This is a genomic window from Streptococcus sp. 27098_8_103 (genome assembly GCF_041432345.1).
GTDB classification, from domain to species: Bacteria; Bacillota; Bacilli; order Lactobacillales; family Streptococcaceae; genus Streptococcus; species Streptococcus mitis_BV.
This window is the reverse complement of record NZ_JAPVZK010000014.1, coordinates 33,632-56,889: the sequence shown is the minus strand read 5'-3', so window position 1 is coordinate 56,889 and position 23,258 is coordinate 33,632. Positions and strand designations below refer to the sequence as shown.

25 protein-coding genes and 2 pseudogenes are annotated in these 23,258 nt (G+C 37.8%); 5 read left to right on the top strand and 22 right to left on the bottom strand.

Annotated elements, in window-relative coordinates; translation table 11 throughout:
* Nucleotides 1-5: 5 nt before the first annotated feature.
* Together O3599_RS05815 and O3599_RS05810 are read right to left on the bottom strand one after the other, a co-directional pair.
* A complete protein-coding gene (locus tag O3599_RS05815) occupies nt 6-884 on the bottom strand; it encodes a sensor histidine kinase (RefSeq protein WP_371512237.1) in 879 nt (292 codons plus the stop codon).
* Nucleotides 881-1,582 carry a response regulator transcription factor gene (locus O3599_RS05810; RefSeq protein WP_004254438.1) on the bottom strand — a complete coding sequence of 234 codons (702 nt, stop codon included), beginning with the start codon at nt 1,580-1,582 and terminating at the stop codon, nt 881-883. Before O3599_RS05810 ends, O3599_RS05815 begins: the two co-directional genes overlap by 4 nt.
* 156 nt (nt 1,583-1,738) lie before the next feature.
* On the opposite strand from O3599_RS05810, the gene O3599_RS05805 reads away from it, so the two are divergent.
* A complete protein-coding gene (locus O3599_RS05805; protein WP_000005264.1) occupies nt 1,739-2,434 on the top strand; it encodes a VIT family protein in 696 nt (231 codons plus the stop codon).
* A 42-nt stretch (nt 2,435-2,476) separates the two neighbouring features.
* Here the strand turns inward: O3599_RS05805 and O3599_RS05800 are convergent, their stop codons facing one another.
* From O3599_RS05800 to O3599_RS05775, 6 genes are all read right to left on the bottom strand, one after another.
* Nucleotides 2,477-4,465, bottom strand: a complete 1,989-nt coding sequence (locus tag O3599_RS05800) for an ABC transporter permease (RefSeq protein ID WP_004254430.1) — start codon at nt 4,463-4,465, stop codon at nt 2,477-2,479.
* 1 nt (nt 4,466) lies between these two features.
* A complete protein-coding gene (locus O3599_RS05795; protein WP_023947666.1) occupies nt 4,467-5,225 on the bottom strand; it encodes an ABC transporter ATP-binding protein in 759 nt (252 codons plus the stop codon).
* Nucleotides 5,226-5,597: 372 nt separating this feature from the next.
* Nucleotides 5,598-5,870 (bottom strand): PspC domain-containing protein, encoded by a 273-nt coding sequence (locus tag O3599_RS05790; RefSeq protein ID WP_004254425.1) that lies wholly within the window; start codon nt 5,868-5,870, stop codon nt 5,598-5,600.
* A gap of 58 nt (nt 5,871-5,928) precedes the next feature.
* Nucleotides 5,929-6,378 (bottom strand): SprT family protein, encoded by a 450-nt coding sequence (locus tag O3599_RS05785; protein WP_371512236.1) that lies wholly within the window; start codon nt 6,376-6,378, stop codon nt 5,929-5,931.
* A complete protein-coding gene (locus O3599_RS05780) occupies nt 6,365-8,494 on the bottom strand; it encodes a Tex family protein (RefSeq protein WP_371512234.1) in 2,130 nt (709 codons plus the stop codon). The genes O3599_RS05785 and O3599_RS05780 overlap by 14 nt, the downstream gene beginning before the upstream one ends.
* An 839-nt stretch (nt 8,495-9,333) precedes the next feature.
* Nucleotides 9,334-9,684, bottom strand: a complete 351-nt coding sequence (locus O3599_RS05775) for a hypothetical protein (protein WP_371512232.1) — start codon at nt 9,682-9,684, stop codon at nt 9,334-9,336.
* Between the two features lie 155 nt (nt 9,685-9,839).
* Between O3599_RS05775 and O3599_RS05770 the strand changes: the two genes are divergently transcribed.
* The 3 genes from O3599_RS05770 to O3599_RS05760 are packed head-to-tail and all read left to right on the top strand — an operon-like array spanning nt 9,840 to nt 11,689.
* Entirely contained in the window at nt 9,840-9,971 is a 132-nt protein-coding gene (locus tag O3599_RS05770; RefSeq protein WP_004234728.1) for an SPJ_0845 family protein, read from the top strand.
* Nucleotides 9,972-10,877 carry a permease gene (locus tag O3599_RS05765; protein ID WP_023947674.1) on the top strand — a complete coding sequence of 302 codons (906 nt, stop codon included), beginning with the start codon at nt 9,972-9,974 and terminating at the stop codon, nt 10,875-10,877. It begins immediately after the preceding gene.
* Entirely contained in the window at nt 10,874-11,689 is an 816-nt protein-coding gene (locus tag O3599_RS05760; RefSeq protein ID WP_023947676.1) for a TIGR03943 family protein, read from the top strand. The genes O3599_RS05765 and O3599_RS05760 overlap by 4 nt, the downstream gene beginning before the upstream one ends.
* Nucleotides 11,690-11,826: 137 nt before the next feature.
* Here the strand turns inward: O3599_RS05760 and O3599_RS05755 are convergent, their stop codons facing one another.
* The 14 genes and pseudogenes from O3599_RS05755 to O3599_RS05690 form a co-directional block, all read right to left on the bottom strand.
* A complete protein-coding gene (locus O3599_RS05755) occupies nt 11,827-12,543 on the bottom strand; it encodes an alpha/beta hydrolase (RefSeq protein WP_023947678.1) in 717 nt (238 codons plus the stop codon).
* Between the two features lie 3 nt (nt 12,544-12,546).
* The gene (locus O3599_RS05750; protein WP_023947680.1) at nt 12,547-12,858 is read right to left on the bottom strand and encodes a hypothetical protein; all 312 of its coding nucleotides are present in this window, start codon (nt 12,856-12,858) and stop codon (nt 12,547-12,549) included.
* Between the two features lie 119 nt (nt 12,859-12,977).
* Nucleotides 12,978-14,720, bottom strand: coding sequence for a glycoside hydrolase family 13 protein (locus tag O3599_RS05745; protein WP_261056101.1), 1,743 nt, complete (start codon nt 14,718-14,720; stop codon nt 12,978-12,980).
* A 161-nt stretch (nt 14,721-14,881) separates the two neighbouring features.
* Nucleotides 14,882-15,385 (bottom strand): hypothetical protein, encoded by a 504-nt coding sequence (locus O3599_RS05740; RefSeq protein WP_001086568.1) that lies wholly within the window; start codon nt 15,383-15,385, stop codon nt 14,882-14,884.
* A gap of 63 nt (nt 15,386-15,448) precedes the next feature.
* On the bottom strand, nt 15,449-16,330 hold the full coding sequence (locus tag O3599_RS05735; RefSeq protein ID WP_371512229.1) for a diacylglycerol kinase family protein: 882 nt from the start codon (nt 16,328-16,330) through the stop codon (nt 15,449-15,451).
* 122 nt (nt 16,331-16,452) lie between these two features.
* Nucleotides 16,453-17,307: an ADP-ribosylglycohydrolase family protein gene (locus tag O3599_RS05730; RefSeq protein WP_024058056.1), complete on the bottom strand. Its 855-nt coding sequence runs from the start codon at nt 17,305-17,307 to the stop codon at nt 16,453-16,455.
* Nucleotides 17,308-17,347: 40 nt separating this feature from the next.
* Nucleotides 17,348-17,965, bottom strand: coding sequence for an SAP domain-containing protein (locus O3599_RS05725; protein ID WP_000573124.1), 618 nt, complete (start codon nt 17,963-17,965; stop codon nt 17,348-17,350).
* A 99-nt stretch (nt 17,966-18,064) separates the two neighbouring features.
* A pseudogene (locus tag O3599_RS05720) lies at nt 18,065-18,192 on the bottom strand (ADP-ribosylglycohydrolase).
* Nucleotides 18,193-18,349: 157 nt separating this feature from the next.
* Nucleotides 18,350-18,820 (bottom strand): hypothetical protein, encoded by a 471-nt coding sequence (locus tag O3599_RS05715; protein ID WP_247939614.1) that lies wholly within the window; start codon nt 18,818-18,820, stop codon nt 18,350-18,352.
* Nucleotides 18,821-18,954: 134 nt separating this feature from the next.
* Nucleotides 18,955-19,800 (bottom strand): hypothetical protein, encoded by an 846-nt coding sequence (locus O3599_RS05710; protein ID WP_033685117.1) that lies wholly within the window; start codon nt 19,798-19,800, stop codon nt 18,955-18,957.
* A gap of 174 nt (nt 19,801-19,974) precedes the next feature.
* A complete protein-coding gene (locus O3599_RS05705) occupies nt 19,975-20,658 on the bottom strand; it encodes a hypothetical protein (RefSeq protein ID WP_000269884.1) in 684 nt (227 codons plus the stop codon).
* 191 nt (nt 20,659-20,849) lie between these two features.
* Nucleotides 20,850-21,416 carry a hypothetical protein gene (locus O3599_RS05700; protein WP_000234986.1) on the bottom strand — a complete coding sequence of 189 codons (567 nt, stop codon included), beginning with the start codon at nt 21,414-21,416 and terminating at the stop codon, nt 20,850-20,852.
* Between the two features lie 193 nt (nt 21,417-21,609).
* Nucleotides 21,610-22,665: pseudogene (locus O3599_RS05695) on the bottom strand (site-specific integrase); the annotation flags it as partial.
* An 81-nt stretch (nt 22,666-22,746) separates the two neighbouring features.
* Entirely contained in the window at nt 22,747-22,950 is a 204-nt protein-coding gene (locus O3599_RS05690; RefSeq protein ID WP_000814511.1) for an excisionase, read from the bottom strand.
* On the opposite strand from O3599_RS05690, the gene O3599_RS05685 reads away from it, so the two are divergent.
* Complete coding sequence (locus O3599_RS05685; protein WP_001845478.1) at nt 22,934-23,185, top strand: hypothetical protein; 252 nt, start codon at nt 22,934-22,936, stop codon at nt 23,183-23,185. The genes O3599_RS05690 and O3599_RS05685 overlap by 17 nt on opposite strands.
* The last annotated feature ends 73 nt before the right edge of the window (nt 23,186-23,258 follow it).

Sequence of the window (23,258 nt, the reverse complement as noted above, 5' to 3'; positions counted from 1 at the left end):
TTTCGTTAAAAGTAAATGAAAACCGATAACCACTGCCCATCTGTGCTTAGTTTCATCTCTGCACCAAGAAGATGACATAATTCCTCAGTGATATAAAGGCCTAAACCAGAGGATTCTTCCGTGTCTGATAGATTTTCCGAATAAAAACGGTTGCTGAGATTTTCTATTCTTTTGATGGGCTGTTTAACAAGGTTTGCAATCTCTAAGACAAGCTGTTCCTTTTCCTTTCGCAAAGATAGCCGCGCTTCTTCCTTGCCATGTTTGAGGACATTTCCAAGCAGATTTTGTAAAATGCGATCCAGCAAGTCTTCATCAGTCCTCATTTTCAGATCAGTTTCAACCTTAAAATCAAGCATGATATTTGCCGCCTGAAAAACATCATAATAAGCCAAAGTCTTCTTGGTGATAAAAGCTGAGAGATCTATTTCTTCCAGTTTCGGTTTGACAGCTCCTTCCATCAAACGACGATATTCTAGAAGAGCCTCCAAACGTTTGGAGACTAAATCAAGATGCTGGGCGATTTTTTGTAAGGTTTCTGCTTGCTTTTCAGGAGACTTTATCAATTGTTGGGTGTAACCTGAAGCGATAGTCAGAGGTGTCCGAATATCATGGGCGATATTGCTGATGGCCATATCCAGAGTCTGCTTTTCCCTTTTCATCACTAACCGAGATTGTTCTACTTCTTGAAATAGATTTTCAATCTGCTGGTAGAGATGTAAAAAATGTTTGGAAAAAATGTTGACTCCGACTCTTTTCATACTACCTGTGAGAATCTTGTCCTCAATCTGTTGACTCAAGTTTTTAAGTGCTAGATGGTAGCGAATCAATGCAATCGATAAAATAATTAGGAGTACCAGTAGAACAAAGATTATCATGTAGGTCATTGCTTGTCTCCTTTTAATCTTACCCCAACTCCCCAGATGGTTTCAATATATTCTTGATTTGGGTCAAGCTGGTTTAATTTTTTACGAAGATTACTCAAATGCGTATTGAGGGTATTATCTCCAGGTAGGTAGCTATCCTCCCAGACCAATTCATAAAGTTCTTCCTTGGTGAAAATTTTCTTAGGATGTTTGAGGAGAGTTTGAAGAATTAAGCATTCTTTCTTGGCAAGACGAATCGTTTCCTGACTATTTTTGATTTCAAAACTTTCTGCATCAAACTGGATATTTTTCAAGTTTTGTGGCAGATTTTCAGTTTTTCGTATTTCCATAGGCTGTTTTTCTGCACTTTGACGTAATTGAACAGTAACTCTGGCAAAGACTTCGTCCAAATCAAAAGGTTTGACTATGTAATCATTGGCACCGTCTAAGAGGTATTGACTGATTAACTTCTTATCGCTCAAAGCCGTTAGCATAATGACTGGAGTTTGACTTTGTTCCCTGATGGCTTTTAAAACCTGATCCCCATTTTTCCCAGGAAGCATGATATCTAGCAAAACGAGGTCAATCCCACCTTGGTCAAAAAGCATGATTCCTTCTGTACCAGAAAAGGCCTGAATCACCTCATGCTCCTCAGTAAGAAGTGTTCGCAAAATCTCTTGAATGTCACTATTGTCTTCAATAACCAATATCCTAGCCATAAATACTAACCTTTCTGCAACTATTATAGCATGTTTTATTGATAAAGCTTAAACAGAAAAGCTCTTTTCATTAAAATCGTGCAACTTTTTTCAGATACTTTTAAAAGATTGATTTCATTATATTTTTCCTTTATACTGGATCAAAAGGAGAATAGTATGTCAGAAACAAATCACGAAATCGATTCAAATTTTGCAGGTCGTTTAAATATCCTGCGTGCGGGTGTTCTTGGTGCCAATGATGGAATTATTTCCATTGCTGGTGTGGTTATCGGGGTTGCTAGTGCTACGAGTAATATCTGGATTATCTTTTTATCAGGATTTGCAGCTATCTTAGCTGGTGCCTTTTCGATGGCTGGTGGAGAATATGTATCTGTTTCAACTCAAAAAGATACCGAGGAAGCAGCCGTTGCGCGTGAGCAAGTCTTGCTAGACCAAGATATGGAACTAGCCAAAAAGTCTCTCTATGCAGCCTATATCCAAAATGGAGAATGTGAAACCTCTGCTCAACTCTTGACCAACAAAGCCTTTTTAAATAATCCGCTCAAGGCTTTGGTAGAGGAAAAATATGGGATAGAGTATGAAGAGTTTACCAATCCATGGCATGCTGCTATCTCTAGCTTTATTTCTTTTTTCCTTGGTAGCTTACCACCCATGCTTTCAATTACCATTTTCCCAAGTGAATACCGTATCCCTGCTACCGTCCTTATCGTCGGTGTGGCCCTTCTTCTCACTGGTTACACTAGTGCCAGACTTGGAAAAGCACCAACCAAAACAGCTATGATTCGGAACCTAGCTATTGGCCTCTTGACCATGGGAGTTACCTTCCTACTCGGACAACTTTTCAGCATTTAGAACATAAGAAATACCTCGATTTTGAAGTCGAGGTATCTTTTTTTACATTTGCACAATCTTGCGATAACTTCTTGAAGTAATCATGAAAATCAGCACATAGGCGATGAGGAAGATAGCGCAGATAGACAAGGTCACAATCAACATCATATTCGTATCTATTACACCAATCACTTTTAAAATCAGACTAAGCATATGGTAGGCAAAGGCTAGATGTATGAAGGCAAAAAGCAAAGGAAGGAAGAAAACAGTTAAAACCTGTTTGTTGATGGTTTGCTTGATTTGCTTTTGATCTAAACCGACTTTCTGCAAGATAATAAAGCGTTCACGGTCTTCATAGCCTTCAGAAATTTGTTTGTAATAGATGACCAGAACGGTTCCGACCATAAAGATAATGGATAGGAAAATACCGATAAAGAAGACACCACCAAAGAGGGCACTCATTTGAGCACTAGCATCTGCTAGATTGCTACCATACACATAGCTACCTTCAGTGTTTAATTGTGCATTAAATTGATCGAGGTATTTATCATACTCGTCAGCGACCTTGAGTTGTTCTTCTTCGCTGACATTTACATTCATACCACCGTACAGCTGATTATAGATAGCCGAATCTGGGAATTGGTCTAAAAATGCTTGTAAATCAGGTACAACAAGGTAATTGTAATCAGTAGTAAAAATATTAAACTGATTTGGGACATGGTTCACAATAAAATCTGTATTAAATTCTTCTTTTACAGAAAATTGATGGTTATTTAGAGTTAGAGCTTTCTGTCCTTTCAGTCCATCATTCTTAGCGAAGAGGCCGACCTCATTGCCTGATAGAGAAAGCTTCTGACCAGTCATATTTTCATAGTCTTTTTGGTCAAATACCATGAAGACTGTTTTAGGTTGGACACGATTTTGTCCCCTTTCAAAAATGGTTAACTTGGTTCCTTCTTGATTTGCAATACCAAAGTTACTGTAACGAAGCACTTCTTTCTCTTTGACACTATAACCTTTGTCACTTGCAAACTGGCTCAAGAGTTTGTCCAAATCTTCTTTTTCAACATTTTGTCCAGTAATGCCAAAGTCATGCGGATTCATCACTTTTTTAAAGGATTCTGAAGCATTGAAAATGCTTGTCGCTGCAGACATGGTAACCAAGACCATTGTTGACAAAATAGCGATTGTTGCTAATCCAACTGCATTTTTCTTCATACGGAAAATCAAGTTAGAGACTGAGATAAGGTTATTTGGTTGGTAATAGTATTTCTTATTTTTCTTTAAGATTTGGAGGAAAACGGTAATTCCTGCATTAAACAATAGATAAGTACCAAAGATAACCAGTAAAACAGCTAGGAAGAAGGTTGTTAGGGCTGTGAGAGGATCTTTTACAGTAAGGGCAAGATAGTAGCCAATCCCTAAACTTATGGAACCAAGAATAGTTTGTAGAGGTAGGAAACGACCTTTTTTCTCACCACTAGCTTTTTCACGAGAAAGCTGGAGGGCATTCATACGGGCGATTCGAAGGGCATTCAGGAACATGAGGCCTAGGAAAATCAATCCAAAGACAACAAGTACTGCAATGACAACATTCATTTGGAAGGTAGCGACCAGCTCAACCTTCAATTTCATCAGTTTGAGCAAGAAAGCGAAAATTAACTTATCAAACAAGGCTCCAATACCGATACCCGCTCCAACAGTTAGAATCCCAAATACCACTAACTCCTTAAAGGTCATACTGATAAGATGACGCTTTTCCAAGCCCAACATGCCATAAATTCCTAGTTCCTTGGAACGGTTCTTCATGACAAAACTATTGGCATAGAGGACGATAATGGCTGACGCAAGGGTGACGACAAACATACCAAATCCAAGTGTAGCCTGAATGGTTGTTCCTCCACGGATTTCAGCAATCTTGGGATTGAAGGTTAGAGAGTAAAAGAGATAGGTGACAGTGACTGCCAAGAGAACAGCCAGCGCAAAAGGATAGTAGAGTTTGCGGTTTTTAATCAAGTTCGATACCGCTAACTTATTGGTTAATCGAAACATACTAATTCACCTCGCTTGCCATGACAGTCAAGGTATCAGAGATTTCTTGGAACATCTGACGCTCTGTCTTCTCTCCACGGTAGATTTGATTGTAAAGAATGCCGTCTTTGATAAAGAGCACGCGCTTGGCTCTGCTAGCTGCTGCTGTGGAGTGGGTTACCATGAGAATGGTTTGGCCGCGCTCATTGATTTCATCAAAAACATCAAGTAAGGCTGCAGATGACTTGGAATCAAGGGCTCCTGTTGGCTCATCCGCAAGGAGAATTTCAGGTTCTGTGATGATGGCGCGGGCTACTGCTACACGCTGTTTCTGACCACCTGAAATTTCGTAAGGGTACTTCTCTTGCAATTGGTTGATGCCTAGATTCTCAGCTGTCACCACCAATTTCTTCATCATCTCCGTAATAGGTCTCCTTGACAAGACAAGCGGAAGCAAGATATTGTCCTTAACAGACAGAGTATCTAGCAAGTTAAAGTCTTGGAAGACAAAGCCCAGCTTTTCACGACGGAAGCTAGAAGCCTGTGAATTTTTAATGGTTGCGGTGTCAATTCCATTCAAGTAAACTTGTCCACGAGTTGGTTTATCCAGCATAGCTAGAATATTGAGAAGAGTTGATTTACCAGAACCAGACTCACCCATGATGGCAACGTAGTCACCCTTTTCGACGGTAAAGTGAATATCCTTGAGGGCTTCTACTTGGTTGCCCTGAAAACGAGTTTTATAAATTTTTTGAACGTGTTTTACATCTAAAAGTGTCATGAGAATCTCCTTTCTTAATATCCCATCAAATGAAATGTTGCTTGCATCATAGCGCATCCTAGCTGAACACGCTCGATTTCTTTGTGGCTTGGTTTACTTGTTTTCTTATGTAAGATTTGTTTCATGATGTTACTCCTTTGTTCTTTATGAGTATAGTTTACATCAAAAAAAGACCGCTTGCCATAACCTAACCTTACAAAAGAGACTTTAATCTTACATTTTTGTAAGATTGGGGGAAATGTAGCCATTTCATTAAAAATATTTTACCATAAAAAGAAAGTAAGAAGAAAACCCTTGCAGATACAAGGGTTCAAAAATTTTAAAATAGATTAGTCGAATTCATAGACTAACAGTAAAATAACTGTTTCTACCTCACCAAAACCAGCCTTCATTATCGTCAATGGCCTGGACTTCTTTGCGTTTGCGTGGGCCTGTTCCGTACATTTCTGCTTCGATTTCTTCCTTGGTAGGCATGATAGAAGCTAGGATGATATAGATAATCACGCCAAGTCCAAAGTTTGCAACTGTAAAAATGGCAAACAAGAAACGAACAAGGGTAACATCAAAGTTCCACTTATCTGACAGACCTGCCAGAACTCCTGAAATCATGCGATTTCGTCTCATTTTATAAAATTTACTGTTCATGATTTTTCCTCTTTCTGCTAGGTTAGACATAGTATATCACGGGTAGGCTCGGCTTTCATCAGTCCTCAGGCTGATTTATCAGAAGCAATTTACCTCGACAAAGTCCACAGCGATAGCGTTTGGTATTAATCCTTCGCTTGCGATGATAAGCTTGCTGGCAGGATTGACAACGATAGAGTTTGGGTGGTTTAGAGTGGCTATTTGTCAAGGAGGGCACAAAGCGTAATCCATCCACTGCTTTCAACAGTTCCTTAAAATCCTTATCCTTGTGTTGATAGCCCTTCCCTTGAAAATAGAGGTGATAATGACAGAGTTCATGGCGGACAATTTTCCTAAAAACATCCAGACCGAGTTCCTGATAAACCTTGGGATTAAAATCCAAATGCCCATCTTTGGGGAAAAATCGCCCACCTGTCGAACGTAGACGCCTATTCCACTGAACATGATGGATAAAAGGTTTGCCGAAGTCTTCTAGTGAAACCTGCTTGACGTAATCAGTCAGTTTCATTTGGAGCGAGGAGCGACAGATTGACTTTTTCACGTTCAGTATCGATTTTCTTGACCCAAACGGTCACCAAATCTCCGACTGACACAACTTGACTAGGGTGTTTGATAAACTTGCGACTCATATGCGAAATGTGAATCAAGCCGTCTTCATGAATTCCAATGTCAACGAAGGCACCAAAGTCAACTACATTACGCACCACACCCTCTAGCTTCTGGCCTACCACTAGATCTTTGATATCTAGGACATCTTGGCGAAGCACAGGTGCATCAAAGGAATCACGGAAATCTCGACCTGGTTTGAGAAGGTCTGCAATGATATCTTTAAGGGTTTCTGGACCAAGGTCTAGCTCTTGCGCCATTTCCTTGACTGAAAGCGACTTGAGTTTGCCTTGGGCTTCTTCGTTTAGGTCTTTAATATCTAAACGTTTGAAGAGTTCCTTAACGGCAACGTAATTTTCTGGGTGAACTCCTGTATTATCAAGGATGTTGCTACTTTCAGGGATACGAAGGAAACCAGCTGCCTGTTCAAAAGCCTTAGCACCCAGACGAGGAACTTTCTTGATTTGGGCGCGTGAAGTGATTTTTCCTTCTTCCTCACGGTATTTGACGATATTTTCAGAAATGGTTTTATTAAGTCCAGCGACATGAGAAAGAAGAGCTGGACTGGCTGTATTGACATTGACACCGACTTGGTTCACCACTGTATCCACGACAAAATCTAGACTTTCAGATAATTTCTTCTGGCTGACATCGTGTTGGTATTGACCGACACCAATTGACTTAGGATCGATTTTGACCAATTCCGCAAGAGGATCTTGCAAACGACGGGCGATAGAAATGGCAGAGCGTTTTTCAACGGTCAAATCTGGAAACTCCTGACGAGCAAGTTCGCTGGCAGAATAGACAGAAGCACCACTTTCATTTACAATGACATAACTAACCTCAGGAAAATCTTTAAGAACTTCCGCCACAAAGGCTTCACTTTCACGACTAGCAGTACCATTTCCGATGGCAATAATTTCCACGCCGTATTGACCAATCAAATCTGCCAAATCTTTCTTGGCTTCTTCGATTTGACGAGCAGAGGCTGGTTTGACAGGATAAATAACCTGAGTTGTCAGCATTTTTCCTGTTGCATCCACGACAGCTAGCTTGGCACCTGTACGAAAGGCTGGGTCAAATCCAAGAACCACGCGCCCTTTCAATGGAGCAACCAAGAGGAGATTGCGCAGGTTGTCCGAAAAGAGTTGGATAGCTCCTTCTTCTGCTTTCTCAGTTAATTCTGTCCGAATGCGTCGCTCGATAGCAGGTAAGACTTTTTTCTTAACAGATTGCTGAACCACTTCATCAATATAGGCATTTTTAACCTTGAAACGAGCAGCAAAGAAGGCACGGATACGGTCCGTCGCATGTTCAAAACTGACCTTCAAAATTCCTAGTTTCTCCCCACGATTGAGGGCCAAGGTACGATAACCCTGCATATTTCCAACCGTCTCTGAAAAATCATAGTAAATTTGAAAAACCTGCTTTTCATCAAGACTTTCATCCTTGACTTGAGAAGTGAGTTTAGAGTGTCTCAGCACTTCCTGATAAGTCATAGCACGTAAATTGACATCTTCCGATAAGGCTTCGACCAAGATATCAACTGCACCAGTCAAGGCTTCCTTCCCAGTCGCAAATCCTTCACAGACAAACTTCTCTGCCTCTTTCTCTAGGCCAGCTACATTCTGCAAAATCAAGCGAGCAAGCAGGAAGAGTCCGGCTTCACGGGCAATGGTTGCCTTGGTTCGACGCTTTTCCTTGTAAGGTAGGTAGAGTTCTTCAACGTCTGCTAATTTTTCGGCAGCTAAGATAGCTTCTTCCAATTCCTTGGTCAACTTGCCTTGTTCTTGAATCTTAGCCAAGACAGCTTCTTTACGATCATTGAGGTTAGTCAGGCTTTTATCCAGATCAATAATAGCCTTAATCGCCACTTCATCCAGACTACCAGTCATGTCCTTGCGATAACGCGCGATAAAGGGAATAGTCGCCCCTTCAGCTGTCAAACTTAGAACAGTATCAATTTGCTTTAACGTCACTCCCAAATCCTGGGAGATTTTTTCATATTTTTTATCCATGAATCTATTATACCATAAGCTAAACGTTTCAAATTAGCTCTTACAGTATTTAAAAACAATATGTGGGGAATAGATTTATATTCTATAGTGCAATAACTTGTACTTAGAGAGCATTGCCACCTTTTTTTACCACTCCATGACATCAAAAGTATTTAATGGATCAGACATAATAGCCAGTTCTGGAAGATGTTCCTGACCTGGAATAACACATTGACTTTTTAAACTTTTATAATTAATTCCTTTCGTTTCACTCAAGGCACAACACAGAATGAAAAAGTGTTGTGCTCTTTATTTTGTTTTATAATAATAGCGAGAAAGCCTATCACTACTACAAATCACGGGGTGGTGAATAAGTGAGTGGTATAGTCACTACCTCGCATTTTTATAGGTGTCATTCTTTCCATCAAGCACAACTGACTGTGACTAGGAGCACGTAAACTTATAATTGAATAAGCGACTCGTTTGTGAAAGGAAAGGATAGCCAAGGGATCGGCAGACTCAAATTTGGTGAAAGGAGAGCCCTCGTGTTAAAAATTATTTATCCTAATTGTTGTGGTGAAGAATAGCATTTAGATTTCTATTTCTAATCGTCCAAAATGCGTGTTTTTGAAAAATAAAAAACCGCAAGACAGAGTCTGCGGTGGGGATAATCTATTTTGAAATTTTAAATAAAAAAGGAGCATTTAAGCCCCTCCTTTGAAATAACGGACATTTGGCTGGTCGGTGTACCCAGCATCTCAGATACCTTCTTCAAGGTGCGGCAGGAACCTTTCTGCCCTCAAATGTCTTTCGTTAATGTTATTCTAGCACTATCTATTTTTTTGTCAAGCTTTCTCAATCTACCCAGACTTAATACGACTTTGTAACTTGAAATCTTGTAAGCGATACATGGTCGGAACATAAAAGAAATCACCACTTTTATGTAACTTAATCGCAACAAGAACATTATTATCAAATCTTTTTACATATTCAAAACTGGCGTCTTTCTCTCGTGGATTGATGCCGACGAAATCTGGGTTCCTTAGTATGAGTTCCAGATCTTCAATATGATGAATCACATCATTATGATGTCGTTTCAACATATGACTTCTTAAACCTTCTTTGTTAACTTTGATATCACTAGCTTCAAGAACAATATTAAAAATTTCTTTTACTTCGTCAGTCACCTGACCGATCTTTTTATGTTCCATCATTTCCTCCGTTATTCCACAATTATTATATCACAATCATAGTGTATACTAGGATATATCACGCTCTATTATTCGTTAGATACTCAATTTTAACTTTTCCCTTTTCCTCAAAATAATAGTATAATAGAGGTAGAATTTAGAATCGAGGTGCACCTATGGCTGTAAAATTTACAAAAACTGATGACTTGGACAAGATGTTTGAGGAGTTTGCTAAACTCCCTGATTTGAAACAAGTCACTTTCCCTGATGACAAAGAGAAAAAAGCCAAAGCAGAAAAGAAAAACTAGATGACTGCTTTCCAACAACTCCCATCTAGTGTGCTTCAGACTGGGGCTATCTTTCTCTCTATAATCATTGAAGCCCTACCCTTCGTTCTGATAGGAAGTATTGTTTCAGGGCTGATTGAGGTTTATATCACACCTGAAAAGGTTTATCATTTTCTCCCTCGAAATCGTTGGGGGAGAATCTTTTTTGGCACCTTCGTCGGGATACTTTTCCCCTCTTGTGAATGTGGAATCGTCCCCATTATCAATCGTTTTCTGGAAAAAAAGGTTCCCAGTTACACAGCCGTTCCCTTTCTTGTGACAGCACCTGTTATCAATCCCATTGTTCTCTTTGCGACCTATTCAGCCTTTGGCAACTCATTACACGTCGCCCTGTTACGAGCTCTGGGTTCTATTGTTGTGGCTGTGATACTTGGGATTTTTCTAGGATTTTTCTGGCAAGAACCGATTCAAAAAGAAAATCGTTTGGCCTGCCATGAGCATGATTTTTCTCATTTGAGTCCTGTAAAAAAAGTTTTTCAGGTCTTTGTGCAAGCCATTGATGAATTTTTTGATACGGGCCGTTATTTGGTATTTGGCTGTCTCTTTGCCTCTGTTATACAGGTCTATGTGCCGACACGGATTCTGACCTCTATCAGTGCGACCCCTCTTTTTGCCATCCTGCTCTTGATGCTTTTGGCATTTCTTCTCTCTCTCTGTAGTGAGGCGGATGCCTTTATCGGGGCTTCTCTTCTCTCAAGTTTCGGTTTAGCACCAGTTCTGGCCTTTCTCGTCATTGGCCCAATGCTGGATATCAAAAATATTCTCATGATGAAAAATTACTTGAAAGCACGATTTATCAGTCACTTCATTACGATTGTGACACTCGTTGTCTTAGTATATTCTCTCTTGATTGGAGTCATCCTATGATTCGATTTTTAGTTTTAGCTGGCTATTTTGAACTGACCATTTATCTCCATCTGTCGGGTAAATTAAACCAGTACATCAACATGCACTATTCCTATCTGGCCTATATTTCCATGGTACTTTCCTTTATCTTGGCAATCGTTCAATTGTATATCTGGATGAAGCAAGTCAAAACCCATAGTCATCTGAACAGCCGATTGGCGAAGGTAATGAGTATTGCTCTTCTGGCTATTCCTATTGTCGTCGGCTTAACATTTCCAACTGTTAGCTTGGATTCTCAGACTGTTTCTGCCAAAGGCTATCATTTCCCCTTATCAGAAGGTACGGATCAAGCCATTCAGACTAGTGAAGGTACGACAAGCCAATATTTGAAACCAGATACCAGTTCTTATTTTTCAAAATCAGCTTATGAAAAGGAAATGCGAACTGCGGCGGATAAATACTTGTCCCAAGATAGTATTCAGATCACCAACGAAAACTATATGGAAGTCATGGAAGCTATCTACGACTATCCAGATGAGTTTGAGGGTAAGACAGTCCAGTTTACAGGCTTTGTTTATAACGACCCCAGTCATGCCAATAGCCAATTTCTATTCCGCTTCGGCATTATTCACTGTATCGCAGATTCAGGTGTCTATGGATTGCTGACCAAGGGAAATACCCGTCAGTATGAGGACAACACTTGGATTACAGCAAAAGGAAAACTGGTCAATCACTATCATAAAGAACTCAAACAAAACCTCCCAACATTGGAAATCGACAGCTTTACCAAAGTCGATAAACCAGAGAATCCCTATGTGTATCGCGTGTTTTAAAAAGCAAACTAAATCCATAAAAAAAATGAACAAGTTCTCTTCTGAATGACAGAAAAAGAGCCTGTTCGTTTTTTGTTATCTGAGTATTAATGATTTTTAGATTTAAATCTTATAACATTTTAAGTGATACAAGTAGCTCATTGAGAATAAGCGAGCCACTCATTAATCAGACTAGCAATTTCTTTAGGTGCTTCAGTATAAAGCTCATGGCTAAGGTTTTCTAAAAATAGAGTATCAAAATAGTCTGGCAATTCTTTGAGGGCTTCCTCTCTCCATGTAGCTTCATTAGGATAGCAAGGACTAATAAACAAGGTATCTCCCACTTCTCTCTTAAACGCTTGTATTTTCCTTCGTAGACGAAGTATCGCTTCTATATTTTCATAATTCATCGCTAACTCATATCTATTATACTCCGCATTCCAGTGATAGGACTGTCTTACAGCTTCCTCCATATTTTCTGACCAATGCTTTGCTTCAGATTTTTCGTTAGAAATAAGAAGATTTAAGTCCGAAACAACTTGAGATTCAATATAGTTTTTTATTTCCTCTAATTCCACATCTAAAGGTAAAATCTTATCTAAATCTAGATAGCCACCATCCAAAAGAATCAGTTTTGTCACTTCATAAAATTCCGATGCAAGATAACGCGCCAAATCTCCTCCAAGAGAATGACCTATCAGACAGATAGAGTCTCCTTCTACAATCTCATTTTTAAACCATAATTTCAATTCTGTTTCATCTCGAAGATGCTTTTCATATGGATTTAGAAAATAAATCTGCGAATTGAGTTCTTGAAGAAAATCCTTGCTATGATAGACATTGCTTCCCAAACCGCCAATAAAATATTTTTTCATTCTCTACTTAATACTATGCTTATTCATCTTTTGTTCAAAGATAGTCGTGATAATCTGACGCAATTCTTCGCGTGCTTTTTCTGGAATCTCACCACTTGTTTGAGCTGCTGCGTAGAGCTCAGGGTGTTCAATAGAAATTCGTTTGATCGTACGTGTTGTTGCATGTTTTCTGACGAAAAATGGGATTTGCTTAATCAAGTCTTGTGGTACTAGCGCAAGAATCTTCTCAGCAGTTTCCTTGTCACTAATCTTAGACGTAGTCAGCCCCTTCTTAATCATTTCCTGTTCTTTTTCTGTAAAATCTTTTAATTCCATTCGATTAGTCCTCCTATTTTCTTTAAGTTAGATTATATACAATTTGTAGCAAGACGACAAATAGTCTGTTTGTAAAATGCTCTCTATACTACAATTTTTCTGTCACTCTTAATTGCTCTTTAATGAAAAATTACAAATCCATTTGGAGAGATCACAAGCTGAATTTCCAATTCTTGGAAATTGCTTGCTAGTGCTACTGCTTCTTTCTCGAAAATACAATCTTCTGTTGATTGGTTAAAGATCGCTTTAAGGACCCGGCCTTCGTATTTCCATTCCAGAGCTACTAGATCTGGTTTGATTTCTTTTAGGCTATACTTACCATGCGAAATGATTGCTGACGCATGTTTGCGAATCTTGATTAGTTTCTTCATAAAGCTCAGCATATCGTGGTCACTTGATACACATTCCCAAGGCATACAACGACGACAATCTGGATCTGGTCCTCCGGTCAAGGCAAGCTCGGTTCCGTAATAGATACAGGGTGTTCCTTTTTGTAAAAAAAGAAAGGCTAGGGCTGCTTTAACAAGTTGAACGTCTTCATTTGCCGTCCACAAGATTCGCTCTGTATCATGCGAATCCAAAAGATTAAACATAACCTCTGAAATCTGTTGCTTGTAATACATAGACTGACCATTGATTTCATCGATGAATCGGTCTGTCTTCTTAAGCCCTCGTAAGAAATACTCCTTGATACTATCAGATAAAGGATAATTCATAACAGCATGGAACTCATCTCCATTTAGCCAAGGCTGAGACGTATGCCAGACTTCTCCTAAAATATAAAGATCAGGATTTTTAGTTAAAACCGCCTTGCGAAAATCCCTCCAAAACTGATGGTCAATCTCATTAGCCACATCCAAACGCCAAGCATCGATATCAAACTCTTCAATCCAATAAGTCGCAACCTTTAAAAGATAGTCCTTGACCTCTGGATTAGCTGTATTTAGCTTAGGCATATAGTCCTCGAAACCAAAAGCATGATAGGGTAAGTCACTCTTATTAGCAAGTTTTTCAGTCGTCACTGGGAATTGTTGAATATGGAACCAATCTTTATAAGCAGATTGCTCACCATTTTTGACAACATCTTGCCATTGAGGAGATTGCGAACCAATATGATTAAATACAGCGTCCAGCATGATTTTCATACCTCGCTGATGCGCTTGCTCGACCAGCTCTCGAAAGATTTCCTTGTCTCCAAAATGACGGTCAATTTCAAAATAATCCGTCGTATTGTACTTATGATTGCTCGTGGATTCAAATATAGGACAAAGATAAAGTCCAGTAATCCCCAAGTCTTGCAAATAATCCAGATGGTCAATAATCCCCTGTAAATCACCACCAAAGAAATCATCACTTTTAGGTGTGCTTGATGAATCCCAGTCTAATGTTCCTTCTGGGTTTAATCGAGCATTTCCATTGGCAAATCTCTCAGGAAATATCTGATACCATACCGTATTTGAAACCCAATCAGGAACCTTGCAGGCATCAATCTCATGAAGATAGGGCAACTTAAATCCATTTCCAATAGCATGAAGATTTTCTAGAGAATTGTCCACACACCCTTTATCACCATACAAAATACTTTGACCTTCTGTATCCGTGACTTCAAAGAGATACTGGATACGTGCAAAGTCAACGGACACTTCAACCTGCCAATAATCAAATAAGCCATCAGAAGTTATCTTGGACATTTCTTTTGTATCCTGATAAAACTCCTCCATAAAGATAAAAGTATCCCCATAATGCAAGTTGATGCTTTCAATATCCCCTTTCTTAGTTCGAATCCGAATATGAATCTTCTTATCCTTATAAAGATAGGCATACTCCGACTCAGTCCTATGGTAAATAGCACTTAATTCCATCAATTTGTCTCCTAAAGTTTTAATTCCAATTTTTCGCAAACGTTTTCATAATTGTGATTCTAGTATACTACTTTCGTATTTTATTTTCAAGGCTTATCCGTAGATTCTAGTGGTTTGGTTCTATAAATAAAAAAGCAGCCAGTCTTACAACTTGCTACTTTTCAAATGATGATTAAAAAATATCTTTGCAACCACTCTATTTTTTTAAAATCCTTATTGTTATTGTGATCATTTCGATAGGAATCTTGGGAAGAAGCCTTGTAAATACTTAAAAACTGTTCCAAACTTGGAACGCGAAAAGTGATGTTTTCGAGATGAATCAGCTCTATATCCGATTCCGAAACTCCTGCAAAATCAGGTAAAGAATCGATACTTCCGAATTCAACACTCAGTCCATCTTTTTTGAATTCATGCTCATGAATATCTATTAAGTCATAGCCTAAGTGTTTCATCACTTTCATTATCTTGTCCCACTCATAAATTCTGAGATGATCAGGCGCTTCCCAACCTCTAGGATCACCAGGCACATGAATGTCAATGTCAGACGGCCTCCATTCTTCATTTGAACGGTATTCAAACCCCAAAGACCCCATGAGCGTCGGAGTGATTCCGATTTGGTTTAAATGAGAACAAATTATTCGAAATTCATCAAATAGAGAATTCATTCCTCCTCCAATCGTTGATATAGGACTTAATTTCGTTGTGAATAATAAACTAATTTTTACCTTCTACTCTTTCGGTTTTGAAAATACTTCTACTCGCTGAGCTAGGACTTTGATTTCTACAGGTAGGTTATCTGACTTATCACCGTCAACATCTGACTCCAATTCACTATCAGAAGAAATTTTAATATTACGAGCTTTGATATACTCGATATTATCATTTGCGACAACATCCCCTTTTAGTAAATCAGGAATAACGGATAATTTGGAGAATATAGAAGCATCCTTCAGAATCAAAATATTAGCATAGCCATCTTTGTTTTCTTCAAAGATTTTTTTATCAGCGAAGTAATTTGTCAAGAGAACCAACACATGGCTAGCTTCACCAACATAATTTCCATTTTCTGTCTCAACCTTAATGTTAAAGACCTGATCTGTCATGACAGACTTCATGGTATTTACAGCATAGGCTAAAATACCGAATTTTGTTTTGTCCTCGATTTCAACATTGTGAATCGCCTCAGGAAGAGAACCGATACTAAAGATATAACCAAAATAGTTATCATTTGCTTTACCGATATCAATCTTGTTGGTTAAGTTAAAATCGAGTTCATCTATCGCGCCATCGATGTCTTGATTGATTTCCAACAGTTTCGTAATGAGGTTACCCGTACCGCCTGGGATAATCCCTAACTTAGGAATGTAGTCTCTCTCAGCAATACCAGAAATGACTTCGTTGACAGTCCCATCTCCACCAAACACAACCACTGCATCGTAGTGCTCACGAGAAGCCTCTTCAGCAAAATGTGTTGCATCCAGCGCTTTTTCGGTAATTTTGGTTTCCACGTGCTCAAAGTATTCTTTTGCTTTATTCTCCAGCTTTTCTTTATAATCTAAAGCCTTCTCACCACCAGAGGTAGGGTTGATAATTAACATTGCTTTTTTCATTGATTTTCTCCTTAATATTCATAAAAAATGTTTATATTTCATCGTACGCAAGTAAATGTACTACCATTATACAATGAAAATACGGAAAAGAGAAATATGACGTACTGGAGATTGAAACGCTTTTATTTTATATCAACCTCATTATCCCATCGCCTGAGTACATCATTTATGGGTTCATCCAAATAAGAGTAGGCCTTTTCCTTTATCCAATCAGGAATACCATAAGCTGCCTCTGCTATGCTGCCAGTGATTGCAGCAAGTGTATCACTGTCGCCACCAAGTGAGATGGCATTTCTTATCGCATCTTCGAAGTCTCTACTTTCTAGAAATGCAATAATGGCCTGTGGTACGGTATCCTGGCACGTTTCATTGAAACGGTATGTAGGGCGGATTTCATCTAAAGTTTGAGATAGATTGTAGCCGTATTCCTGCTCAATATAATCCTTAATCCGTCTTTTACACTCTGTAGGATTGTCATTGATTGGTTGCTCATAATCTCCGCAATAACCTCCAAAGTAATAACGACACAGAAAGATAGCATCAGCTGTAGCCATTGCACCTTTGATACCTTCTGGATGATTATGAGTTACCTCTGCAGAAAGACTCGCAAATTCCCTAGATGATGGCCACATTCCGGTTCTCGCACAAAAACCACAGTCCATTGTCCAAGCACATGGAGAAACACGCATAGCCGAACCATTCCCAAAGCTATTATAAGGCTCACGGTTATCGCTGTTTAGCCATGCATTAAACCGAGCACCATAATCAGCATCAGGATACATTCTACCATATTTCTTCATAGCATCAATGAAGTCGTCTTTTTGTCCCCCATTCATAATCGCCTCTGCAACAGCACAGGTCATAACCGTGTCATCTGTAAAAAAGCAATCCTTCCGAAATAAAGGAAAGTCCTTCGTTTTGATATTGTTCCATTCGTAAACAGAACCGATAATATCTCCGATAATTGCTCCTAGCATAAGATTCCTCCTCGTGAACTATTGGTTTAGACTGATTTTTCTACTTCCCATACTCTTTTATTTTATCAGCATATTCAGTCAAAAGATTCTTTGAATAAATTTTTTCAGCTTTTGAATTTCTAACTTCTTTCCAAAGAATAGAAGCTACTTTTAACTTGTTTGAGTAGTTACGACTATTTTCGTCTACACAGAAATCCTTTAAAAATTGATTCCATTGACAAACCGAATGATCATACTTGGCATAATCTGAATTTCCATAATAGACTTTTAGCATATCTTGGATTGTAAAACTCAAATCATTTTCTCTTTTTACTTTTCTCCAAGCTGTAGCCATATCAGCAGTAAATTTAAATGGCGAAACATCTGTTAAAGTTGAGAAATATTCTCTAAAGTGTGCATTAAAGGAGAATCCACATTCAAGCAAGGGTGTGTCCAAGGTAACGACTTCTACTCGTTTCTTTTTATTTTTTATTGATGATTTTTTAATAAAATTCCCCTGAAAGTACTGCTCAATAATATGATTGAGTTCTTGTTTAGTACCTCTATATTCTAATCCTAATGACTTACATAGTTGTGAAAGTTCATCACGATACCAATAATATTTATTAAACTCATCAAATGATACGATTTTATCAAACTCAGGTCTGCTCTCTATCAATATAACACCTCCTTAAAACCAGTTTAGGTTTTCACCTTAAAAGAGTACTTTACTGTTTGCCATTTTTCATACTTAGGACACCAGATCACAATCACACACTCAGCGATTCGGACTTACCATATCATCCGTAAAAAAACAATCCTCACGAAATAAAGAAAAATCTTCGTTTTGATATTGTTCCATTAGTAAACTGAACCTACAATATCTCCAACTATTGCTCCTAGCATCCGTTTCCTCCTTGTAAGATATCGGGAATTTGACCATCAACTATAGTTTTTAAATTATCTATTAACGAATTTTTTATAATTTATAGGTATTCATCTAATCAAATTATAATTAAATAACTTTTTTGATTCCATTATGTACTACATCTTCCTATTATACCTAAAACGGAAGTACACCAGCCATCAGCCCTTGAGCAATAAAACATCTATTATTTTGAAAATCTGAAAAATAGGTATCGCTTATAAAACTATATAAGCTATCAACGGGTCTATTGTACCAATCCTTGTAAACATAGTCCATATTATATATCAATAAAGCTTGTCCATCTTGACTATAGCCCTTGAAAGTTATCGAAAAGGCATCTCTATAACCAATAACTTTATCATTCTTATTTGAATTATTCCCCTTTCTATATTTCTCAAAATCAATAATTAGCGTATATTTCATAAGTTTAGATAAGGCTTTTTCGGATAGTTTCTGACTATGTTCAAAAACGATCATTCCAGTATTCCCACACTCTTGGTAGGATAGTTCAGAGTTCATCAGATTACACTCAAAATAACCAAAAATTTCACAACCACAATGAATAATAAATTCAATTTTAGAAAAATATTCCTTAGTCCATATCATCTTATCTCTCCATTCCTAACTATGCTAGGATAAATTGTTTAAAAGTCGTCAATCAACTTTTAGTGGAATAAATTTTACTTTTAGATATAATGCTAAATTACTCCTAATTTATCTATTAAAATTATATGAAAATTTTATGTATTAAACCAAACTGACAAATCGTCATCAGATACAAAATACTTCCAAGCAACTGTAAATCCATAGAGTTCTTTATATTTTTCAATCCATTCTACATAATATGGAAGTCCAACGGGAGTTTCAGAGACTTCCTGTTCTAGATAAGAATATGGATGAGCCACAATACCTAAATCAATATTATAGACTTGCCAATTATAACCCTCTTTATGCTCACCACCTAAATTATCTATTAATCTTGAACTTCTTAAATCAATATCTGAGCAGATTGTCAACGATTTAAACTTTTCAAAATCTGGATTGAGAGGTTTTATGTAATAAGAAGCTTCCACATAGTATTCTTCATCATTATTTGGATAATGTGCGCCAATGGAAATTTTTATGGGGGAACCATTAAGCTCTAACCAAAAGTTTCCGATTGGCGTTTTTAGGATATCATAAGCTTGCTTTGAGTTTACTATATTTTTAGCTTCTGATAAATCGCAGATAACTCCTTCACTTAATAGACTATTTTGAGTTTCTAAAATTTTTTTGTTTATAGTAGATAGTTTTCGTTCTACTTTTTTTATTTTTTCAAGAGGAAATGGCGGTTTATTGGCTTGTCTCTTGAAAACTTCAGTAACTTGTGCTTCTTTTAAATGAGATTTGTTCCCAACAGGAACTTCTATCCAATCAAATTTCTCTATTGACTCATCAGGACAATAATACACATATTCTTTGTCATTCGGAAAGAATCGAACATTACAAAAATTCAATTCTTTACTTGGTTTCCATAACAACTCTGGTTCTAGGGGTCTTTTTTTAAAATAGTGTGTTTCATCACTATCCCAAAAATCTTTATACATCCATAAATTACAATAGGGGCAAAAATATTCATCATAATCGTCCAAATAACATTGATTAGCACCACATGTCTTACATATAGAATCTTCATCAATAAAACCCTCAAGTTTAACACCATTAACATACAGAGCGTAATCATCCTCTGGTTCATAAACAGTTGTCTCAACGGAATGTGGCTAACAACTCAACCAATCATCAAGTGGCAAAGAATTGATACTATAAATAGTAACTTCATCCCACCTCTCTTTTAGCGATTTACCATCATAAATCCTTGCTTCAAAAAGTTCATCAGCTGTTCGAAATCTTCTACCATCAGGTAAGTCACATAGACCCGCCCAATATGGCAAGAGCTCATTTTCTGAATAACCAATATAGCATATAAAATCCTGATTATCCTTCTCAAAAGAAAATGAAGTTTCATCAACATTCATACCCGCTCTAAACTCTTGAATAAGGTAGTCAATATGTAAAGAAGAAACTTTAGGGACAGAATTTTGATTTATTTCCTGAGGAATACCTAAAGATACAGATTCCATTTTAAATGAAAAATATCCATTGACGAGTTGAAACTGAATATCATCGTCGTCCATCAGTATTTCAGAGATCCACCACTTGGAAAGGCCATCCATATCTTCCATTAAGAAATCATGCACTCCCTTACACTTTAAATCCCAAATAAGGGAAGGCGAATTGGTATTATTAGTTGTAGTAAAATCTTCCTCAATGGTTAACAAAATGGATTTTTCCTGACTATCATAAGAGAATGATCCAATTAAAAAATCGTGAAAGAAACCGTGTTTTTTCAAATAGTCCGAAATTTCGATAAATTGGGTTAAATACTGTTTACGTTGAGTCCACATACAAACCTCTCAATTTTTATTAACTATAGAATTTAGGTAATTGTAAATAAGGTGACTAAGGAATACAAGTCACAGACTTTTCAGACACACAAGAAAAAGTCTTAACTTCAAAGATTTTCATAATCTCTTTCGTTACAACGTTTTGACGCTTTTACTAGCAAAGGTACATACTCACAAGGAACTTTGGTTGACTATTGAATCTCTCCCATCTCTTCTTTAACATATCCTTCTACATCTTCAATCTCTACAAACATTGGGTCTAAGTGACACAAGAAATGCCAATCTTCGGCACCTTTTTTTCTGTAGAGAATCGCTTCGCCGTCTTCACTTCCGAAAAAGCTTCTGTCTACTTCATATCCACTGCCTTCTAGAAAGTCTTTTGCCTGGCGATAGTTCACTTCTCTCGCTTCGACATAGGCTTTAACTTCATCGTTGTTAACAACATATGCATCGATTTTTGAATATCCTTCGATCACTCTATCGTTTTTGAGGGATAAATTTGAAATCTCTTTCCAAATAATGTCTACATTTTCCTCAGGACCGAACATAAATTTAGATAAAGGAACAATATTCCCGTTAAAAATAATTTCCATATAATCCGGTATGTTTTTAGGATTAAAATACTCCACTTCAAAACCATCTTCTGTTTCCAGAGTGTATCCCGGGATTTGAGCTACAAAGGCTTTCCCATCTTCTATGGAATCAAACGCAACTAAATCTTTAGAATAATCATTTTGGTACAATTCCAATATAACCATCGATAATCTCTCCATTTTCATTATCAGTCTAATGTAAATAAGCACGTCACCTGACCAATTCAGGCTCTCTGTATCATCTCATCATATTTCCTACTTACTTTAAAGAGTCCTATACCCAGAACACACCTTATCGACCTTTGGTCCTACCTCGTCGCATTGGCTGAACATCTACTTTTACCTCGCTGATGCTTCAACTCGTACAAGCAGTGATACCGCCTCCACATGGAGTGATGTGTGGTAACTTATCATCATTATACTTGTTGTATTTCTTAACAAGACCTTTCATCATGCCGTTGTAATCACTTGCCACTTTTGGATAGTTCTTTCTATTAAGAAAGAGGAAATCACTATATCCATCAATCTCAACACGCTTATCATTCTTTCGATTCGCTAACACTCGCTTAAATGCTTGATAGGCTTCTTCAACCATAGGAACTTGACGTTCGCCACTTTTGGTCTTTGGTGTTTCAATGTAGTACCCAATTTCAGTATCTCTCAATAGCTGATGGTCTATATTGACAAGACGATTCTCAAAATCTAAATCTGGAAGTGTCAAACCACCAAACTCTGAAATACGAAGACCTGTTTTTAAGAGTATCAGAATTTCATCATAATTTTTGCTGTAGGTTTTATCAGCTTTTGCAAAGGCTAACAGTTTTTCTTCCTGTTCTTCTGTTAGTACGGTCTTAGGGACAGTATCATCATCAAGAACTGCTTTCAGTTGAAAGTCAAATGGATTCTTCCGAACACAATCATCTTGTATAGCAATATAGAATGAAGCCTTTAAAGAACGTTTGTAGTTATTGATGGTTTGATAAGCATAACCATTTTCACTCATTCTAATAGCCCATTCTTTAGCGTCTGATGGCTTAATACTGTCAATACTTCTTACACCTAACTTGTCTTTCTTCAAAATATCCATAAGATATTTGCGTCCAGTTTCAGTGTTTTTTCTAACCTTTGGTCTTTGAGCGTTCTGTTTTGCGTAAAGCTGGCAGAGTGTCATTTTCTTTCCTACAACATCAATACCATCATGAATGTCTTTCTGTAACTCTGCGATTTTCTCTCTAAGTGAGATACAATCACGCTTTCCTGCTGGTACTCGGTCTGTAGCCACAAGTTTCCACGAGTAAACAAATTGCGGTTCTCCAAATGAATCTATATATTTGTATAAGTATCTTCCGTCTTTTCGTTGGCTCTCTCCAGTCTTTAAGATTCGACCTTTATTGTCACGTCTTTTTTCTGACATGGCATTTGCTCCTTTCCTTTATGGAAAGAGCCTTGATACGACTTAATACTATTTTATCATATACAAGACCCTTTGGCGACGCTAGATTGCGTCCAATGTATCTATAATTTTTTCAAATTGTTTTCGTTTAATCTGAATACGATTGCCATTCATAATCAGCCAATTTGCATTTTTATTTTCCTCTGCCAAGCGTCGTAGCTTGTTTTCGCCAATACGAAAATATTTTGACGCTTCTTCAATGGTTAGGGTATAACGTTCCCAAATAGGAATGTCAGTCTGCTTCATAAAATCCTCCTTTCCAAATCACTTATTTGGATTTCATAAAAGTTGTTTTACCAGCAATCGAACAGCTTTAGCAAAGCTCACGGGAGTTCCACCCCTGCATGGTTCTCATGTAGCCATACTCATTGCCTGCGACGGTTTTATCACGCTCGGACTATTGACTGTATGGGAGTATCATTATCACGATAAGAATGTCGTTGCAGGCAATCCTGCTAAAGATTGCTTCTCGGATCACTAACATGAATCGCTCGCTATCTTTATAAGATAGGTCATGGCGGTTAGTTCCGTTGGCTCTTTTCTTATCGAAACGT

What these genes read in the sequence shown, in the direction of transcription:
- O3599_RS05815 (WP_371512237.1), bottom strand. Translation starts at nt 884, where the DNA reads ATGACCTACATGATAATCTTTGTTCTACTGGTACTCCTAATTATTTTA.
- O3599_RS05810 (WP_004254438.1), bottom strand. Translation starts at nt 1,582, where the DNA reads ATGGCTAGGATATTGGTTATTGAAGACAATAGTGACATTCAAGAGATT.
- O3599_RS05805 (WP_000005264.1), top strand. Translation starts at nt 1,739, where the DNA reads ATGTCAGAAACAAATCACGAAATCGATTCAAATTTTGCAGGTCGTTTA.
- O3599_RS05800 (WP_004254430.1), bottom strand. Translation starts at nt 4,465, where the DNA reads ATGTTTCGATTAACCAATAAGTTAGCGGTATCGAACTTGATTAAAAAC.
- O3599_RS05795 (WP_023947666.1), bottom strand. Translation starts at nt 5,225, where the DNA reads ATGACACTTTTAGATGTAAAACACGTTCAAAAAATTTATAAAACTCGT.
- O3599_RS05790 (WP_004254425.1), bottom strand. Translation starts at nt 5,870, where the DNA reads ATGAACAGTAAATTTTATAAAATGAGACGAAATCGCATGATTTCAGGA.
- O3599_RS05785 (WP_371512236.1), bottom strand. Translation starts at nt 6,378, where the DNA reads ATGAAACTGACTGATTACGTCAAGCAGGTTTCACTAGAAGACTTCGGC.
- O3599_RS05780 (WP_371512234.1), bottom strand. Translation starts at nt 8,494, where the DNA reads ATGGATAAAAAATATGAAAAAATCTCCCAGGATTTGGGAGTGACGTTA.
- O3599_RS05775 (WP_371512232.1), bottom strand. Translation starts at nt 9,684, where the DNA reads ATGGAACATAAAAAGATCGGTCAGGTGACTGACGAAGTAAAAGAAATT.
- O3599_RS05770 (WP_004234728.1), top strand. Translation starts at nt 9,840, where the DNA reads ATGGCTGTAAAATTTACAAAAACTGATGACTTGGACAAGATGTTTGAG.
- O3599_RS05765 (WP_023947674.1), top strand. Translation starts at nt 9,972, where the DNA reads ATGACTGCTTTCCAACAACTCCCATCTAGTGTGCTTCAGACTGGGGCT.
- O3599_RS05760 (WP_023947676.1), top strand. Translation starts at nt 10,874, where the DNA reads ATGATTCGATTTTTAGTTTTAGCTGGCTATTTTGAACTGACCATTTAT.
- O3599_RS05755 (WP_023947678.1), bottom strand. Translation starts at nt 12,543, where the DNA reads ATGAAAAAATATTTTATTGGCGGTTTGGGAAGCAATGTCTATCATAGC.
- O3599_RS05750 (WP_023947680.1), bottom strand. Translation starts at nt 12,858, where the DNA reads ATGGAATTAAAAGATTTTACAGAAAAAGAACAGGAAATGATTAAGAAG.
- O3599_RS05745 (WP_261056101.1), bottom strand. Translation starts at nt 14,720, where the DNA reads ATGGAATTAAGTGCTATTTACCATAGGACTGAGTCGGAGTATGCCTAT.
- O3599_RS05740 (WP_001086568.1), bottom strand. Translation starts at nt 15,385, where the DNA reads ATGAATTCTCTATTTGATGAATTTCGAATAATTTGTTCTCATTTAAAC.
- O3599_RS05735 (WP_371512229.1), bottom strand. Translation starts at nt 16,330, where the DNA reads ATGAAAAAAGCAATGTTAATTATCAACCCTACCTCTGGTGGTGAGAAG.
- O3599_RS05730 (WP_024058056.1), bottom strand. Translation starts at nt 17,307, where the DNA reads ATGCTAGGAGCAATTATCGGAGATATTATCGGTTCTGTTTACGAATGG.
- O3599_RS05715 (WP_247939614.1), bottom strand. Translation starts at nt 18,820, where the DNA reads ATGATATGGACTAAGGAATATTTTTCTAAAATTGAATTTATTATTCAT.
- O3599_RS05710 (WP_033685117.1), bottom strand. Translation starts at nt 19,800, where the DNA reads ATGTATAAAGATTTTTGGGATAGTGATGAAACACACTATTTTAAAAAA.
- O3599_RS05705 (WP_000269884.1), bottom strand. Translation starts at nt 20,658, where the DNA reads ATGTGGACTCAACGTAAACAGTATTTAACCCAATTTATCGAAATTTCG.
- O3599_RS05700 (WP_000234986.1), bottom strand. Translation starts at nt 21,416, where the DNA reads ATGGTTATATTGGAATTGTACCAAAATGATTATTCTAAAGATTTAGTT.
- O3599_RS05685 (WP_001845478.1), top strand. Translation starts at nt 22,934, where the DNA reads ATGTCAGTCTGCTTCATAAAATCCTCCTTTCCAAATCACTTATTTGGA.
- O3599_RS05690 (WP_000814511.1), bottom strand. Translation starts at nt 22,950, where the DNA reads ATGAAGCAGACTGACATTCCTATTTGGGAACGTTATACCCTAACCATT.